This is a genomic window from Snodgrassella sp. ESL0323 (assembly GCF_013346865.1).
In the GTDB taxonomy this organism is placed as follows: domain Bacteria; phylum Pseudomonadota; class Gammaproteobacteria; order Burkholderiales; family Neisseriaceae; genus Snodgrassella; species Snodgrassella alvi.
On the sequence record NZ_JAAEDT010000019.1, the window covers coordinates 41407 to 59556 of the forward strand.

The following is an 18150-nucleotide window of genomic DNA, read 5'->3' on the forward strand; positions in this document are numbered from 1 at the left end:
GCCGCATTTCAATCAAACCACATAATCAATTATCTTCTCTTAAATTTATTTTTAATCAGATATTTATTAAAAATTTTTAATAATCAATGTTCTTTCAATATTAGATTTTTCCAATTCAGTTTGACTAATAAACTTTGTTCTACAAATTTAATCAAATATTTTGAATCCATTCTGTATATTTAGCACTCTATTCAGATGTGTTGATAAAAATAGATATTTATTCAGGCTTATTCAGCATTAATTTTAAGCCGGAAGCAGTGGATAAACAATGAAACAAAACAGAGAACAACTTATTAAATATGCCTGTCTGGGTGATACACATGCACTTAATCAGTTATTGTTAGTATGTCAGCCAGACATCAGAAGATTTGCCAGACGAACATGTTCTACAACAGAAGATATTGAAGATGCTGTGCAGTTCACATTATGGCAGTTACATAGAAAAATCGGTACGCTGAAAACTATCTCTTCTTTTACAAGTTGGTTATTTCGAATTATAGAACGAGAATGTTATCGTTTATTTAAAGTCAGACAATCCAAAAACATTGAAGCTCGGGCAGATATTGATAAGCTGTCTGCATCTTCTGCAGATATCGATCTTAAAATAGATCTAACTAATGCAATTATTTCTTTACCTTTGATTTACCGGCAGGTGTTGATTTTGCGAGATATTCAGGAGTACTCCACGCCGGAAGTAGCTGAAAAGCTTGGCATCACAGTTGAAGCAGTTAAAAGTCGCTTATACCGTGCCAGATTAATGGTAAAAGAAAAAATTAATTTATAAAAACTTAAATTCAATAATTTATAGACAACATAATAGCTTTGATCTTTTCGCAGAGAATTTATCAGGAATATTAGTTTTAATTTTAAACTGGGAGATAAAATGACTAATCAATATCAATCAAGCAATGATTTTAAATACACTGCTGCATTATTAAAATATGCACCCGAAGAAACACAGGCATTTATAGATTTTGACCATAAAACCATCAAACGCAGAGAAGGAAATATTCCGATAAAAACAAGAGAGTTAATTGCTTTAGCCGTAGCACTCACTACACAATGCGCATATTGTATTGATGTTCATATTAAAGGAGCAAAACAAGCAGGAGTAAGTGAAGAAGAATTAGCAGAATTAATTTCAATTTCAGCTTCTGTAAAAGCAGGCGCAACCATGGCACATGGTTTGCTGGCAATGCGTTTATTTGAGCAATAAAATAGTTGATTCAGTAAAACAGTAATAAATACTTATGCATATAATTTGTAGGGCAGCTATTTAAATTTTCTGGATTTCTAACTAGCTTATTAAACTGAGTACACTCGAATGGCTAGTGTACTCAGTTGCATTATCGATAAATATTAGATTAAAACAAAACCTGAGTTAGCGCTGTTTTTTCTTAAAATTATTCATAACCTGTGTCAGATTATGCTGTAGTACATCCTCTACTGCTCCGGGTACTTCGACCATTAATTCACGCTGTAATGTGGTTACTAAACCAGCTGTATGCTTTTGTATTGCAACACGAACCATACCGGCTAATACATCAGCAAGATGCGGACGTAATTTTTCAGTTAACTGTTGCAGTAAAGCCTGCTCGGAAATACAGGTTACGGCCCTGTTAGCTGTACCACGCGGTTCTATGACATGCATATGTACATGAATGATCGGCTGGCCATTATCGCTGGTAGCAGAAAGCTCATCTTCTGTATTTTGCCGGCTTACTTCTGTTGGTATAACAGTAGACTGTTTACCTTTTAGCTGGATAGTACAGTTTGAGGGCAGATTTTCATCAACAGGAGCGCTTTGTAAACAGTTTTGTGCGGCCAGCCAGTCTTCCTGAATAAGCAAGGCTGTATCATTTAATGCAGATTCCTGCTTTTGCGCTTCTAGTGTACTTTGCTGCTGCCATTGTTTCAGATAAGCCCGATAAACCCGCTCACGCTGTACTGGATCAAGTAAAACTTCAGCAGGCTGGGATGTAGATACCGTTTTAGGCTCTGGCTCAGGTTGTCTGCTACGATTTTTTATCGTATTGGTAACTATCGGAGGCACATTGAAATCATGCGGGCGTCTTCTGGTTTTAGGTATAGATAACGGCGGTGCATCTGATATGACTTCTTCCTGACTGTTTGACCGGCTATCTTGCTTTTTTTTGTGCTGGCGCAACTGCTCAAGACTTCGCTCCCATTCAGGCATAGTCTCTGTAGCCATTTTTGTGGGACTAACAGTTGAAGTAGCGACAGATTGCTGTTCAGGCAGATCATCACTCAAAGTAAAAACAAATTGATTTTGTTGTTCATACTGATTTTTCACCATGCCCTCACTTATGATCAATCCGGTATATTTTAACTAGCTGTACATATTTTTATGTAAGCCATATCTGAGTAATTATAGCAACTTTTATAGGTTAAAATGCTAAAATAAACTACATAGTGTTCAATTAAATTAGGAATAACGCATGAGTACCATTGAGCAGCAAATAGAGTTTCTGGAAGAAAGCAACGAGGCTCTGATTATGCAAAACCGGGTACTGGCCACCGCAATTAAAGGTCTGCTGCGTGCCCTGCCTGCAGACATAGCTGAGCTGGCTACTGAATCCATACGCGCGGCTTTTGATAATGAAATTGCGGAATTACAGTATGAGGAAAATCCGCAAATAGAATTATTTCACGATGCCACTTATGCATTTTTTCACGAACGTGAACATTAAACCTAAACAGGCTGGCAATAGTATAATTGCCAGCCTGTTTAATTAAATAGATTCAGTTAAAATAAATTATTATTTTCTTACATCTCTGCATAATTAGGCCCGCTTCCACCCTCAGGACAAACCCAGTTAATATTCTGCTCAGGGTCTTTGATATCACAGGTTTTACAATGTACGCAGTTTTGCGCATTAATCTGTAAATGCGGTTCACCAGCCTGATCTACAATTTCATAAACACCAGCCGGACAATAGCGTGTTTCCGGACTGGCATATTCACGATAATTGACAGATATCGCCAGCTCAGGATTATTCAATTTTAAATGTACGGGCTGATTCTCATCATGGCTGATACTGGCAAGATAAACACTACTCGTACGGTCAAAGGTTAATTTACCATCCGCCTTGGGATAATCAATAGGTCGGCATTCTTGTGCTTTACGTAAAGATGCATAATCCGGACTCCGATGACGTAGCGTCCATGGTGCCTTACCTCTGAAAATGTATTCTTCAAGTCCGCTATAGGCCATACCGCCAAACAGCCCCCATTTAAATGACGGCCGGATGTTTCGTACTTTATGTAACTCATGATACAGCCAACTGTCTCGAAACAATTCACTATATTTCACTGCTTCAGTATTACTATCATCACTGACATGTTCCTCTTTTAACACCTCAGCAATAGCTTCTGCGGCCAGCATACCTGACTTCATTGCTGCATGAATGCCTTTGATTCGGGGAACATTCAGAAAACCAGCAGTATCACCGACAAGCACGCCACCCGGAAAAGTCAGTTTAGGCAAACTTTGCAATCCACCTTCGCTTAATGCACGTGCCCCATAAGCAATACGGGTACCACCCTCAAGCACCTCACGGATAGCTGGATGGGTTTTATAGCGTTGCATTTCAGAAAATGGTGACAAATATGGATTCTGATAATCCAATCCGACCACAAACCCGATAGCAACTTTATTATCATTTAGGTGATAAAGAAATGAACCACCATAAGTTTTCCGGTCTAGCGGCCAGCCAATTGAATGAATGACTGTGCCCGGTTTGGATTTTTCCGGAGCAACAGACCACAATTCTTTGATACCGATTCCATAAGTCTGATTCTGACAATTTTTATCCAGCTGAAACTGCCGAATTAAAGTTTTGGTAAGCGAGCCTCGACATCCTTCAGCAAATATAGTTTGTTTTGCCAGTAACGCCATACCCTGCTGATAATTACTTCCCGGTTGTCCGTCTTTATTCAGTCCCATATCACCGGTAGCAATTCCGCGTACAGAACCATCAGGATGATAAAGAACTTCTGCAGCTGCAAAACCGGGATAAATCTCTACTCCCATTTCCTCAGCCTGCTGTGCCAGCCAGCGACAAAACAACCCCAGACTAATAATATAATTACCATGATTATTAAAGCTGGACGGAGTAAGTAAACGATAAGCTTTTTTTTCAGTCAGAAACAGCAGCCGGTCTTCTTTAACTGCACAGGTTAAAGGTGCGCCTTTTTCTTGCCAGTTTTCAATCAGTTCAGATAATGAACGCGGGTCAATGACGGCTCCTGAAAGAATATGCGACCCCACTTCAGAACTTTTATCGACAATGCATACACTAATGTCACGTTGCTCTTTAGCTGCAAGTTGCTTTAATCGTATGGAAGCAGCTAATCCAGACGGTCCAGCACCAACAATCACTACATCATAATGCATGCTTTCACGTTCTATGGATTCTGTCATGATCGAATTCCTGCATTGAAACAATGGTAACTAACATACGGCTGACATACCCAAAGTACACATGCCGAAAAGTTGAAATCAGATATTATAGCGAATAATAGTCACAAACATCGACTACACTAATTAACATACCATTTAATAAACAGAATAATTGGACAAAAAAATATGTAAAATAGATTAATGTAACAGCTTGAATAAAGAATCGATGAGAGCAATTAGTTTAATTTAACCAAACCCCAATATAACTATATTACTGCTGAACTTAATGTAAATATGTAAATCCTGATTAGTATGAGAGTGTTTTTATACCAATGCAATTTTTAATTATCTGACATTATTTTATTAATTTATAATTTATAATTAATTAATAATTAATATCTAAATAAATACATATTACGCTAGAAAATTAAGTTATTTATCTTAAAAATAAACAGATAATTTTTATTTATATCAAATAAATAAAAATAGAAATTTGACTATTAAGATGATCTGTAAAGATACAGCTATTTTTTATAATACTTTTTCTTAACATTATTATCAGTTACATTAACCATGCACATAATAAATGTGAGTGAATAATACAACAAACAGATATAACTGTTGTAAAAAAGCAACTTCTGCAAATCTCAACAATTAAACCCTGCAGGTACTTTTTTCTAACATTATCGTTATCTATTATTTATTTTTATTAAGTTGTATCAATAATTTATACTTTAAATAACTACAGTATATTGTTGACTTGCAATGAAGTGAATGCGGTATTAGTCAGGACTTGCAGCCATGCAGAAAAATTGATCAAAATGCTTATTTAACGAAAATACGCACTTGGCTGATTGCATTAGTTGGCAAGGCGGGGCATAATTCGCTTTGCACAAGTTATGCGCACTATTGCTATTTATTGACGAATGATATGGTGCGCAAAAACTGGATTTCCATCACTAAAGTAATACTTTTTGATACAGATTAAGGTACATAATCATGAAAAAATCTTTGTTAGTAGCTGCTGCCCTGATGTCTTTGTTCTTGGCTGCATGTAAAAATGACAACCAAACTCCAGCTTCTTCTGAAGCTTCTGCTGCATCTGAAGTTTCTGCTCCTGCAACTTCTGAACCAGTTCAGACTTCTGAACCAGCTCAGGTTCCAGCTCAGGCATCTGAAGTTTCTGCTCCTGCTGTAGCTTCTGAAGCTTCTGCTGCTTCTCACTAAGCACAAAAAATCAAAAAAGCCAGACTGGAAAGTCTGGCTTTTTTGTTGCTTAATCTAAGCATTAATAATAAAAATTATTATAGCAACCTGTACTGATTAAACTTTTTTACATTTTGCCCCTGAAACTCATTATCAAATACAATAACTGTTCAAATAAACAGAAAAATAATACAGTTCGTACACTCCAGACAGGGTTTTCAGTTTCAGTACTGCGCAGAAATAACAGAAGCATTATTATTCCCTGGCTACCTATCCAGAAAATCGGCTGCCAGATAATCATCTGAAATAAACTGGCCAGAAACGGAATCAGCAAAATAGTGTTTTTCACCAGGTATAAAACCAAAACCAGACAAATTATATAAGTAACAAATTGCAGCAACCCACTGTATCGCAACGTAGTTAAATACAAGCTTTGTTTCATCCGGTCACGCTGGTAAAAGGTAAAACATGAACCCAGTAAGATGTACATTGGCATCAAAAACAGATTTAATGGCTTAAATAAGCCAGCAATACCTGGTAATACCAGACTACTCATTCCTGCCAGAACTATCCAGAGTACCAGTGAAATAACCAGCCAGCCATAAACCCGATATTTACAGCATTGCCAGACAAATACTCCTGCATATGCCAATACTACTGCATAACTGATTAGCGTACCCATTAACGCACCAGTTTCAGCAAACGTGCAAGCACAGCCGCCATATTATCAGCTATAGCAGCGACCCATTCAGTAGACATATCAGGGGAAAAATGTGCTTCATCTTCATGCCCAATTACCAGAATAGCCAGCGTCTGTTCTTTCCAGCGTAAAGGTAATTGCAAAAAACTTTCCAGTCGTGGTTGTTCAGGCAATAATTCCAGTAGAGCAGCAACCGGTAAAGTGCCACAAGCAGGAGCAGTTAATTTTTTACCAATAACCTTAAATTTCTCATTCACATGTAAATTTACAGGTACACGAACATTTTTAGGAATATCTGCAGTGATGATTAGTGCATGATAAGGTAAAGTAAATTCATTGTTTAATCCATCGCTGATGGCTCGCTGCCATTGTGCCAGAGTATTGACGATAAGCAGACGCTGAGTAAATGCCATAAATTTGGCCATTAATGTATGGTTAGCATCAGCATCGCCCAGCATTTGAATAAGCTGTGAGGCCATTTTTTCAGTTTTTTGCTGCATTACCTGCATTTTGCCCTGTTGAAACGACAATATTTTGCTTTCAATCGGACGCAGATTAAATTCAGTAGCATGCTCGTATAACCACTGTGGCTGTGCATGTAAAAATTTTAGTACTTCAGCTTCCTTAATACTCATAAGTAATTAATCTCTCCTTCAAATACAGTTTCTGCCGGCCCGGTCATCCAGACATGCGCATCAGGTTTCTGCTGCCAGCTTATTGATAGCTGTCCGCCGGGTAAATTCACTTGTACTGGTTTATCATCACCCAGTAAGCCCAGACTGATTCCGGCTACAACCGCAGCACAGGCACCGGTACCGCATGCCTGTGTTTCTCCAACACCTCGTTCAAACACACGCAAATAAATCTCTCGTGGCGCTTTTATCTGCATAAATCCGACATTAACCCGCTGAGGGAACTGTCTGTGACTTTCAATTGCTGCACCAAGCCGGTGCACAGGCGCATGATTAATATCTTCTACAACCATCACTGCATGCGGATTACCCATATTGATACAGGTCACACTAACGGTATCAGCTCCGACAACCAGTTCATGGCTGATACTCTTGGCATCATTTTCATCAATAGCCGCAAACGGAATCTGTTCCGGTGCAAACAGCGGTATACCCATATCCACTGTTACCAGCCCATCTTCATTCAATCGCGGCACAATTATTCCGCCGGCAGTTTCTACCACAATCTGTTTTTTGCTGGTTAATCCTTTATCATAAACAAAACGGGCGAAGCAGCGTGCACCATTACCACATTGCTCTACTTCGGAGCCATCTGCATTAAAAATACGATAACGAAAATCAGCGTTCGGTGTCTGCGGTGCTTCAATCAGCAGAAGCTGATCAAATCCCACCCCTGTATGGCGCTGAGCCCATGCAGCGATTGGTGCTGTATCCGGATAAAATTTCTGGCTAATTCCGTCTATCACCATGAAATCATTACCCAAACCATGCATTTTAGTAAATTTTAGTTTAGTCATATGCCATTCAGTCTGTCATCACAACTGGTTTAAGCAGCTATGATACCGATTTATCACCGTAACGATAAGTTCTGCACTGAACTAATTAGCAAATATCTTTATCCGGAAAAAATACAATTATCTTGAAAACAGGCGTTAATGATCACTAAACCAGCTATTTTATTTACAATTAACCCAAATAGTCCGATTATTTTGCCGGCAAGAGAAAACAGCAGCAAAAGATTTTGTCAATTTATCAAACAGAACCTATCCAGATAAATAAATCTGTTTATATAAATTATGCAGAAAAACTGATTATTTTATTTGTTTACTGAAATAATCAATAAAAACCCGTAGTTTTGCCGAATTTTTATTGCTTTGCGGATAAAGAAAACAAAACTCCCATTGATTATCCTGAGAACATTCCGGTAATATTTCGACCAGCTTGCCGGATTGTAACTCTTCCTGAACAGCAAATCGAAAAAGCTGAACAATACCATTGCCATTAATGGCCAGAAATTTTGTTGCCAGCATACTGTCAAATACGTGTATCTGATCAGTTCCATTACTGTGTGCTGTGCTTTTATCTATATATTTCCATGAAAATTTTTTATTATTCTGGCTGATACTGAAATTGATACACTTATGATTTTGAATATCAGCCGGTTCATATATTATATTATTCTCAGACAAATATTCAGGACTGGCAAACAAACCGGATGTGGCACAATATAATTTCCTTTTAACTAAAAATGGTTCCAGTCTGGTATCCGGCTGAATCAGTCTTACAGCAATATCATAAGTTTCCGTTACAAAGTCAATATTGCGGTTTGTTACATGAAAGTCAAGCTTAAGCTGCGGATACTGTGCACAAAAGCATTTTACATAGGGTATTATTTTATAATTAAAAAAAGTTTCCGGAACGCTTATTTTCAATTTACCGGAAATTGCCTCTTTGTTTACTTTCAGTGCCTTTTCGGTACTGATTAATGACTCCAGAACTTCAGTACATTTTGTATAATAAATTCGTCCTTCTGGCGTTAATTTTGTTTTACGAGTATTGCGACTAAATAATTCAACCCCTATTCTTTCCTCAAGACGCTTAATTGAACGACTGACTGCTGCCGGTGTAATATTCAGATATTGTGCAGCTGTAGAAAAATTTTCATTTTCAGCAGCCGTCAAAAACAATTCAAGACTAGCTATATGCATGCTTTTTAAACGTTTTTTCATTCTGATAATGCTTTAAATCATTTGAATCTAATCATTAGTCTGTTGATTATTTCGCATAAAAATATTATTTAGCACCAACGCGACCAAAGTTATAGCCATACCGCACATTTCCACTACAGAAATTTTATGCCCCTGAAAAATACCGATAACAGACGAAATAATCGGTACCAGATTAACAAATAAAATACCATTAACTGCACCCAGACCTTTAATACCGGCATTCCAGCTAATGATAACCAGCGCAGTGATAATCAGTATAAAAATATCCAGTCTGCTTGCTAATATGGCTTTCATTTCCGGTCTGCCGGCATATCCCAGCAAAGTCGCAATCATAGTTATTGCTATGATGGTTAACATTCCTAATGAAGAGCTCAGAGCGGTTATACGCAATGCACTCCAATCATATTTTGAAATCATCGTATTGGCAAAATAAGTATATATTACCCAGCAAACAGTTGCTGTGAGTAATAATATGTCGCCGATAAAACTTGATGAGGCAAGTAAATGGTTAAAATTTCCATCGGAAATAACCAGAACAATACCAGTAAAAGCCATTAGCATGCAGATGATTGTGCGAAAATCCGGCAAAATGCGATGAATTATTGAAAATAAAATCAGGGATAATAAAGGCATTAAAGCCAGAATAATCGTTGCATGTTCGGCTGATGAGAATCCTATACCGATAAATGTAAAAAAATTCAATCCGGCAAAACCGATGCTACCGAAAAACCAAAGCTGCAAAGTTTTATTTTCTGTTCGAAAACTCTGTTTTCCTTCCTGAATAATCAATACCAGACTAACCAGCAGGGCACCAGGCACATAGCGAATACAGGTAAGATAATAACCATCAATACCAGAAGAAACAGCATGTTTTGAGGCAGGATACATAATTCCCCAGCCTGCAACCGTGATTAATAAATACAAGATACTTTGATAATTTTGCTGCTGACTGACTTTCATATCATTAAACCTGATTCAGTATTAAATTTTTTATTTTTATAGCAGTTCTCAAGTAAAAGTGCATTACAGCAGCCGTAATAACAGTTATTACATCAGGTAATAACTGTTATTAAATACAGATATCTCAACCAGGAAGCATTTGTAAGAATTTTATTTATATTATTTATAAATGCATAACCGGAGGCTGAACCAGCATCAGAACAACAGGCAAAGTAATTAAACTTAAAACCGTGCTGATAAAGGTAGCTGTAGACACAAGCTGTGGTCTGGTATTGAACTGGACTGCCAGTAATGTTGTGTTAGCCGCGGTAGGCATTGCCGCCAGCACTATAAGCACTTTTTTAGCCATCAGATCTATTGGCATAAAATATACAAGCAGCATTGCCCACAGAGGTGAAATCAGTAATCGGATAACCAGCGCAAAACTGATTTTGGCTGTTTCAATCTGCCTGATATGCAATGTAGCCAGCTGCATGCCCAGAATCAGCATAATTACCGGAATAGATGAATCCCCGATCATGCCCACTGCCAGCATAATTTCCTTACTTAAAGGAATATGCAGTAATTGAAATATTAATCCGAACAATGCGCCATAAATAATCGGCATTCGTAAGACTTTTTTCAGTACGGTATTCTGGCTAATACCATCAACATCACTACTGCCTTTAGCAGCATAATAAGTGCCGATGGTGCTCATAATAAATTGCTGTAATACCATCAGAATAACAGCAATATCAAAACCAGCACTACCAAAAAATACCAGAATTACCGGAGTGCCATAATTACCGTTATTCATAAAGCATGAAGCCAGAATCAGAGCACAATTATCCTGATTTTTATAATGACAAAATGCCGACCAGAGATAAACCAGTACAATCAGCCCGACACACAATGCCAGAACATAAAAAGCATAATAAACATAAGCACTGGTTAGCGGGTGATTATAGAAAGTTTTGAAAGCCAGAAAGGGAGACAGAATATACAAAGACATTTTTGATAAACCAGCAATATCAAATTTCAATGTCTTCTGAGCGATAAAACCAGTGACGAAAATACCAAACACCGGTAATAAAATCAGCAAAAAATGCATTGTCTGCCCTTTCCTTCTCAGTATATCTGCCAGATATGTATATATTCTGCTATATGAAGAAAATGTAAATAGTTTGGCAATATTTTTCAGAATCAGGCTGTCATTATTATCTAATTATTCTGCCCTGATCCTAAATTTAATTGTGACTTAAAACCAGTTTACAAAATAGTCGCGCCACAATGCCATTAACCATAATATAGCCAGCAATAGCATGGTTAACAATTGAGCGGCTGAAGCCGTATCTTTGGCTCGCTTTGCCAGAGGATGCTTTTCCAGCGAAGTATGATCTACTGCAGCTTCAATAGCAGTATTAAATAATTCCACAATCCAGCTTAAAAACGATGCCATGATTAATACCATTCGTGTCAGGCTACCAAAATCCAGTACAAATACAAGTACAATCAATACACTATTTAATGCCAGCAGCTGGCGAAAAGCCGATTCACTGCAAGCTGCCTTCAAACCCGCCAGAGAATAACCATAGGCATTGAATATACGGCGTAAGCCCTTTTTACCTTTAATCGATGTTGCAAACGATTGATTATTTTCAGGCATGATCAGATATTATCCTTGTTATATTGAATTTTTAACTGAGTTTTTAAGTTTCAAACCGGATAGCCATATAAGCGGACGGCTTCTTCCACTGCATCAGCAAAAAGTGCCGGTACATTACAATCAGTCTGACTGGTAATTTCCTGAAAACCTGTCGGGCTGGTTACATTAATTTCAGTGAGGTAATCACCAATAACATCCAGGCCGGCAAGTAAAATCCCTCTGCGTACCAGTTCCGGAGCAAGTGTTTCTGCAATCTGCTGATCTCGTTGACTCAATGGCTGAGCCACACCCTTTCCTCCGGCAGCCAGATTTCCGCGCGTTTCACCATGCTGCGGAATACGAGCCAACGCATACGGAACGACTTTTCCGCCAATAACCAATATACGTTTATCACCATGCACAATTTCCGGAATATAACGTTGTGCCATGATAGTTCGACTATCCAGATGCATCAGCATTTCCAGAATACTGCCGATATTGGGATCACTTAGCGTCAGACGAAAGATACCCATTCCTCCCATACCATCCAGAGGCTTAATAATAATGTCATGATGCCGGGTTAAAAATTCACGTATGTCTGCAGCGCGGGTAGTAACCAGTGTTGGTGCGGTAAGCTCAGGAAAATTCAGAATAGCCAGTTTTTCATTAAAATCACGCATAGCCTGACCACTGTTATATACATGCGCACCCTGATTAGCAGCCAGTGTCAGCAAATGAGTTGCGTACAGATACTGCATATCAAAAGGCGGATCTGTACGCATGATTACTGCATCAAAACTATTTAAGGTATATTGCTGCTGAGATAAAACATTAAACCATGCATGGTCATATTTATCTTTTGCTCCAATAAAATCAAATTCATCTGCCTTTGCTGTCACATACTCATTTTGCACACTCAAGTCACCGGCTAATGTGTGAAACAGTTTCCAGCCCCGCTGAGACATTTCGCGCATCATGGCATAAGTCGTATCTTTATAAGTCTTGAAACTCGCCATCGGGTCTGCAATAAATAAGATTTTCATTGAATTTACCTGTTAGAATTTTTATCCGGCCAGGATAAAATTATTCCCGTCCGGATAATTACCACGTTATTTATTTGAGTGAGCGGATACCCACAGCTTCACGTACAGCTTCCAGCAAAGGTTTTGCTGTCTGACGTGCTTTTACTGCTCCAGCCTGCAAAATATCCTCAATTAAGGATGGTTGTGCGTTAAGCTGCTCGAAACGTTCACGTTTTTCAGCCAGTTCTTCATTAATTTTTGCAGCCAGAATTTTTTTAGCCTCACCCCAGGCCAGCCCGTCAGCCAGCATCTGAGTAAACTGTAAAGTTTCTGCCGGAGTCGCAAATGCCTTATAAATATCAAACAGCGGACTTTCATCCGGTTGTTTGGCTTCACCGGGTTCTTTCAGATTGGTAACAATTTTATTAACAGCTTTCTGCAATTTTTTCTCAGACTCAAATAATGGAATGGTATTACCATAACTTTTGCTCATCTTCCGGCCGTCCAGCCCTACCAGAGTTTCAACGTTGTCATCAATTTGAGCTTCCGGTAACGTAAATAACGGTTTATAACGATGATTAAATCGACCGGCAATATCGCGCGCCATTTCAAGATGCTGAATCTGATCACGTCCTACCGGTACTTTATCCGCATTAAACATCAGTATATCCGCACTCATCAGCATCGGATAACAGAACAGCCCCATTTCAACTCCGTGATCCGGATCTTCCTGCCCTTTTTCTGCATTTTCCTGTACCGCAGCTTTATAGGCATGTGCCCTGTTCATCAGGCCTTTGGCTGTATTACAGGTAAGTATCCAGTTCAACTCCATTACTTCAGGAATATCAGTCTGACGATAAAAAGTTGTCCGTTCCGGATCAAGACCGCAGGCAAGCCAGGTTGCTGCTACTGCTTTGGTAGATTCATGGACTTTTTCAGGCTCATGACATTTAATTAGTGCATGATAATCAGATAAAAACAGAAAAGATTCTACTTCTGAGTTCATACTTGCTTGTATTGCCGGACGAATTGCCCCTACGTAATTACCCAGGTGAGGAACTCCGCTTGGCGTTACACCAGTTAAAACACGAATTTTTTTCATTATAAACACTTACTTTAAAAATAAATTTTTATTAATACTGAGGCCGGTTTTCATACTTTGATATTCAGCGAATCATATAATCGATCCGGATAAATTAAACCGCCGGTTCAGACATATTTTCCAACTCAATGGCAGCGGCCAGAAGTGACAGTCTGGCCAGCACTCCGTAAACATATAAACGAATACTTTCGCAATCTCTGGCCTGAGTGACATTTTCTGTTTGCGGTATGCCCAGCTGTTCCCATGGTTTAAATTCCCGTTTACTGGCTGCTTCTTCAGCGCTCTGAGTATCCAGAGAAGCAATATTGCATTGTAATGGTACAAAATGCATACCAACTGCATTCAGATTTTCATCCGGTCCGCGATCCTGATGTACCCGGTAAAAACCACCAATGACAAACCGGTCCATCATATATACCACAGGCTCGGCTGTTGCCCCATTCAGCGTTTCATAAGTATAAATTCCTTCCTGTACAATTACTTCGCTTACTTCCAGGCCCTCTTTAATTTTAGCCATTTTATTACGTTTTTTACGATTTAAACTGCGTACTTCTTCAGCAGAATGCACACTCATTACACCCATACCATAAGTACCGGCATCGGCTTTAACAATAACAAATGGTTTATCCTGAATACCTAACTCATCGTATTTATGCTGAATACGCTGCAGTAGCCTCTCTACAGTTTCAGCGAGCCGGTTTTCTCCTTCATGACTGGTAAAATCCAGACCACTGCAAACTTCAAAGTAAGGATTAATTGTCCATTCATCTATACCTACTAACTGCGCAAACTCAGAAGCTACCTGATTATAGGCCTGAAAATGAGTACTCTTACGCCTTGTGGTCCACCCAGCTTTTAACGGAGGCAATAATGTTTGCTCCAAACCCTGCAATATTTCCGGCACACCGCCAGATAAATCATTATTTAAGAGAATCATACAAGGAGTGAAACCGTCAGCCAGTTGTAAAAGATTGCCCTGTCGCTGTACTGGCTCAAGTCTTATGTGATCACCCAGTGCAGTTTCCAGTGTGGTAACCTCTGTAATTTCAGGATTCAGGGTTCCGATACGGACATTTAATCCAACATTGCGCAAAATGGAATACAGCGCATAGACATTTTGTAAATAAAAAGTGTTGCGCGTATGATTTTCCGGGATCAGTAAAACAGATTGTGCATCTGCACAGGCACGTTCTACGGCATTCTGGGCTGCTACTGATGCCAGCGGAAGAAAAACAGGATTCAGATTATTAAATCCGCCCGGAAACAGATTCATATCTATGCTGGCTAATTTATATCCGCTGTTACGAATATCCACAGAACCGTAAAAAGGAGCGTGGTGATGTCGCCATTGAGCTCGAAACCATGATTCAATCTGTGTTTGACTGGCTAAAATTACACGTTCAAAATCCTGCAATTCTTCACGATGCGCTGAGGCTACATCAGGTAAACTCATATTTCATTCCTTTCTACATTCATACCCAGCATTTTTGCTGCACATGCGGTATTCTATATAATTTTGCCAGTTCAGAGGGTATTCTTTTTAAGTTTGGCTGAACTAAAGGTTTTATTTTTAGACAGATTCAAGCGGCAACCATAAATATAAATCTAAATACCAGCCGCGAGAATAGTCTCAAAATTTTTCTATAATAGTTTTTCAAACCTTCAGCAAATTCTCCCCAGTAGTTTTTCTTTCAATATTTTATTTATTTTCTTTTGCCTGTTATAAAACCATAGGACATCACTTGGGATTTTTTCATAATTCCCATATAGGTTTACTTATACTTACAGCAGATAAATAGCTAGTTCTAATTCACATAACAAACAGATATAGTGAAATTTAGGCATTCTGGAATTAATCAGATAGTTTTCCCAGATAAATAATTTTCGTATGCTATCATCCTTAGTATTGCAATTTATACCCATATCGAAAGTTACCTTACTTTGTTTAACCTGGGAACGTGATTTACGTCCAGTATGTTCTACTTTACATATACTGGTATTGTCCCAAGGCTTATTGTAATTATTTCCGGCTTTGCTTTTTGTACCTGAATTACTATCTTTTTGATAAACAATAATGTAATGTAGTTATTAATAATTCATGAAAGTCATACAGACTCTCAAAATGTTATTATAATTTTTTTAGAATATACATAAAAAATATACATAATAGAACAATAACTAAAAATATAAATAAATTATACTTTAATAAATTCTTTATTTTAAATGTATGTATTATTATTTTTACAAACATCCATGAACTCAACCCTGCCATAAAAGGGTATATATTTAAGGCTATCCATTCCCCGTAAGAAAATCCACCAAAATATAAAAAAAACAACATAAAGGATATTATGAAAATGATTAATAATTCTAGCAAGCTCTTTTTAGTAAGCAGATAAAAAATTACTTTCATACTATTAAAATTTACTGGTAAAAAACTTTGATTATATTTGATTATAAAAGATTTATTATCTCTAAATTGTGGTAAAACAAATTAGGTTATATATAATTTAATGAAATATTAATTTTTCATAATATAAAAATTTAGACATCAACAGGTAAATCATTCTTTGTACATGCTCTTTTCTGATTACTGCTAAATTAAGCAGACACATCTATTAAGTTAACACAGATATCAAAGCAAAAGCATCACTATCAATTAAAAAATACCAGAAAGCCTGGGACCGATAACTTCTAACCTTTGTAAAATAGTAATCTCCATTATTTATAATTTTTTACTACACAAAGTTCTGACTAACCAGCATAAACTAAATGATTGTTATATATTAAAGAGTCATTTATCCGTGTGGTTTGTAGAGAATTTGATAAGTACAAATTAGACATTTAGTCTAAAATATTTTTTAATTTCACTTATTTTAGTCCAAAAATTTATTTTTAGACAAAATACTTGTAAAACCACCTTAACAGTATTAAGATGCATCACACATAAAACATAACAAAACAAAGCTACTACAATGAAAGCACAAACCTTATATGAAAAACTGTGGAATAGCCATATTGTCCAAGAACAGGCTGATGGTACAGTTTTACTTTATATTGACCGCCATCTTGTACATGAAGTAACCAGTCCGCAGGCTTTTGAGGGACTGAAACTTGCTCACCGTCCGCTCTGGCGTGAACAAAGCATTGTGGCCACTGCTGACCATAACACCCCGACCGATCACTGGGATGAAGGAATTACTGACCCGATATCCAAACTTCAGGTCAATACACTGGATAAAAATATTCGTGAATTCGGTGTAGAGAAATATTATCCATTTAAAAATATCAATCAGGGTATTGTGCATGTTGTCGGCCCTGAACAGGGAGCAACTTTACCTGGGATGACAGTAGTATGCGGTGATTCACACACTTCTACACATGGTGCATTCGGGGCGCTTGCTCATGGCATTGGCACATCAGAAGTAGAACACGTGATGGCAACACAGTGTATTACTGCAAAAAAATCAAAAACCATGCTGATTAAAATCGATGGCACCCTCAAAACAGGTATCACAGCCAAAGATATTGCTTTATATATTATCGGGCAAATTGGTACAGCCGGCGGTACAGGCTATGCAATTGAATTTGGCGGCGAGACTATACGTAATCTTTCTATGGAAGGCCGCATGACCTTATGCAACATGGCCATTGAGGCCGGTGCCCGCTCCGGTCTGGTTGCCGTCGACCAGACAACTATTGATTATATTAAAGACCGTCATTTTGCACCTCAGGGTGAACTGTGGGATCAGGCTGTTAGCTACTGGCACACTTTAGTATCCGATGAAGGCGCACATTTTGATAAAACCTATCACTTTAATGCTGCAGATATAGAACCACAGGTAACATGGGGAACGTCACCCGAAATGGTGATTGCAGTCAATCAGCAGGTACCAGACCCGGCTGCTGAAACTGATCCAGTTAAACGGGAAGGTATGCAGCGCGCATTACAATATATGGGATTAACAGCTGGTACCCCAGTTAACGAGATTCCGGTAGATGTTGTTTTTATTGGTTCCTGTACAAACGGACGAATTGAAGACTTACGCATTGCTGCCAGTGTCGCAGAAGGACATCACAAAGCAGATAATGTAAAAAGGGTATTGATTGTGCCCGGTTCCGGTCTGGTTAAACAGCAGGCAGAAGCAGAAGGACTGGATAAAATCTTTACAGCAGCCGGTTTTGAGTGGCGTGAACCGGGCTGCTCAATGTGTCTGGCCATGAATGCAGACCGTTTACAGCCGCAAGAGCGCTGTGCCTCAACATCTAACCGGAATTTTGAAGGCAGACAGGGCAACGGCGGACGTACTCACCTGGTTAGTCCGGCAATGGCCGCTGCTGCTGCCATTGCCGGACATTTTACCGATGTGCGACAGATATAAAGTGAATAACTTGCAGTTTTAAGCCAGCAC

At 38.4% G+C, this 18150-nt stretch carries 17 protein-coding genes; 5 read left to right on the forward strand and 12 right to left on the reverse strand.

Annotated features, from left to right (window positions below):
* The first annotated feature begins 268 nt into the window (after positions 1–268).
* Both GY065_RS07530 and GY065_RS07535 read left to right on the forward strand, forming a co-directional pair.
* Positions 269–784 carry an RNA polymerase sigma factor gene (locus tag GY065_RS07530; RefSeq protein ID WP_174833662.1) on the forward strand — a complete coding sequence of 172 codons (516 nt, stop codon included), beginning with the start codon at positions 269–271 and terminating at the stop codon, positions 782–784.
* A gap of 99 nt (positions 785–883) precedes the next feature.
* Positions 884–1216 carry a carboxymuconolactone decarboxylase family protein gene (locus GY065_RS07535; RefSeq protein ID WP_084562332.1) on the forward strand — a complete coding sequence of 111 codons (333 nt, stop codon included), beginning with the start codon at positions 884–886 and terminating at the stop codon, positions 1214–1216.
* Between the two features lie 165 nt (positions 1217–1381).
* On the opposite strand, the gene GY065_RS07540 is transcribed toward GY065_RS07535, so the two are convergent.
* Positions 1382–2317 (reverse strand): hypothetical protein, encoded by a 936-nt coding sequence (locus GY065_RS07540; protein WP_174833663.1) that lies wholly within the window; start codon positions 2315–2317, stop codon positions 1382–1384.
* Between the two features lie 142 nt (positions 2318–2459).
* Here GY065_RS07540 and GY065_RS07545 point away from each other — a divergent pair, with 142 nt between their 5' ends.
* Positions 2460–2711, forward strand: coding sequence for a hypothetical protein (locus GY065_RS07545; RefSeq protein WP_174833664.1), 252 nt, complete (start codon positions 2460–2462; stop codon positions 2709–2711).
* Between the two features lie 77 nt (positions 2712–2788).
* Here GY065_RS07545 and GY065_RS07550 read toward each other — a convergent pair whose 3' ends face one another.
* Positions 2789–4444: an electron transfer flavoprotein-ubiquinone oxidoreductase gene (locus tag GY065_RS07550; protein WP_174833665.1), complete on the reverse strand. Its 1656-nt coding sequence runs from the start codon at positions 4442–4444 to the stop codon at positions 2789–2791.
* Between the two features lie 978 nt (positions 4445–5422).
* Between GY065_RS07550 and GY065_RS07555 the strand changes: the two genes are divergently transcribed.
* Entirely contained in the window at positions 5423–5650 is a 228-nt protein-coding gene (locus tag GY065_RS07555; RefSeq protein WP_174833666.1) for a hypothetical protein, read from the forward strand.
* Between the two features lie 106 nt (positions 5651–5756).
* Here GY065_RS07555 and GY065_RS07560 read toward each other — a convergent pair whose 3' ends face one another.
* The 10 genes from GY065_RS07560 to gshA all read right to left on the reverse strand — a co-directional run bounded on the left by GY065_RS07560 (position 5757) and on the right by gshA (position 15191).
* Positions 5757–6311 carry a hypothetical protein gene (locus GY065_RS07560; protein WP_174833667.1) on the reverse strand — a complete coding sequence of 185 codons (555 nt, stop codon included), beginning with the start codon at positions 6309–6311 and terminating at the stop codon, positions 5757–5759.
* Positions 6311–6964 (reverse strand): DUF484 family protein, encoded by a 654-nt coding sequence (locus GY065_RS07565; RefSeq protein ID WP_174833668.1) that lies wholly within the window; start codon positions 6962–6964, stop codon positions 6311–6313. The genes GY065_RS07560 and GY065_RS07565 overlap by 1 nt, the downstream gene beginning before the upstream one ends.
* A complete protein-coding gene (dapF, locus tag GY065_RS07570; RefSeq protein WP_174831922.1) occupies positions 6961–7818 on the reverse strand; it encodes a diaminopimelate epimerase in 858 nt (285 codons plus the stop codon). Before dapF ends, GY065_RS07565 begins: the two co-directional genes overlap by 4 nt.
* A gap of 294 nt (positions 7819–8112) precedes the next feature.
* Positions 8113–9030, reverse strand: coding sequence for a LysR family transcriptional regulator (locus GY065_RS07575; protein WP_084553453.1), 918 nt, complete (start codon positions 9028–9030; stop codon positions 8113–8115).
* A 27-nt stretch (positions 9031–9057) separates the two neighbouring features.
* Positions 9058–9990, reverse strand: coding sequence for a DMT family transporter (locus GY065_RS07580; RefSeq protein WP_174833669.1), 933 nt, complete (start codon positions 9988–9990; stop codon positions 9058–9060).
* A gap of 163 nt (positions 9991–10153) precedes the next feature.
* Positions 10154–11080, reverse strand: a complete 927-nt coding sequence (locus GY065_RS07585; protein WP_084585699.1) for an AEC family transporter — start codon at positions 11078–11080, stop codon at positions 10154–10156.
* 147 nt (positions 11081–11227) lie between these two features.
* The gene (locus GY065_RS07590) at positions 11228–11635 is read right to left on the reverse strand and encodes a diacylglycerol kinase (RefSeq protein WP_174833670.1); all 408 of its coding nucleotides are present in this window, start codon (positions 11633–11635) and stop codon (positions 11228–11230) included.
* A gap of 50 nt (positions 11636–11685) precedes the next feature.
* Complete coding sequence (gene gshB / locus GY065_RS07595) at positions 11686–12657, reverse strand: glutathione synthase (RefSeq protein ID WP_174833671.1); 972 nt, start codon at positions 12655–12657, stop codon at positions 11686–11688.
* A 70-nt stretch (positions 12658–12727) separates the two neighbouring features.
* Positions 12728–13738 (reverse strand): tryptophan--tRNA ligase, encoded by a 1011-nt coding sequence (trpS, locus tag GY065_RS07600; RefSeq protein ID WP_084562248.1) that lies wholly within the window; start codon positions 13736–13738, stop codon positions 12728–12730.
* A 94-nt stretch (positions 13739–13832) separates the two neighbouring features.
* Positions 13833–15191 (reverse strand): glutamate--cysteine ligase, encoded by a 1359-nt coding sequence (gene gshA, locus GY065_RS07605; protein ID WP_174833672.1) that lies wholly within the window; start codon positions 15189–15191, stop codon positions 13833–13835.
* A gap of 1522 nt (positions 15192–16713) precedes the next feature.
* Between gshA and leuC the strand changes: the two genes are divergently transcribed.
* On the forward strand, positions 16714–18120 hold the full coding sequence (gene leuC / locus GY065_RS07610; RefSeq protein ID WP_174833673.1) for a 3-isopropylmalate dehydratase large subunit: 1407 nt from the start codon (positions 16714–16716) through the stop codon (positions 18118–18120).
* The last annotated feature ends 30 nt before the right edge of the window (positions 18121–18150 follow it).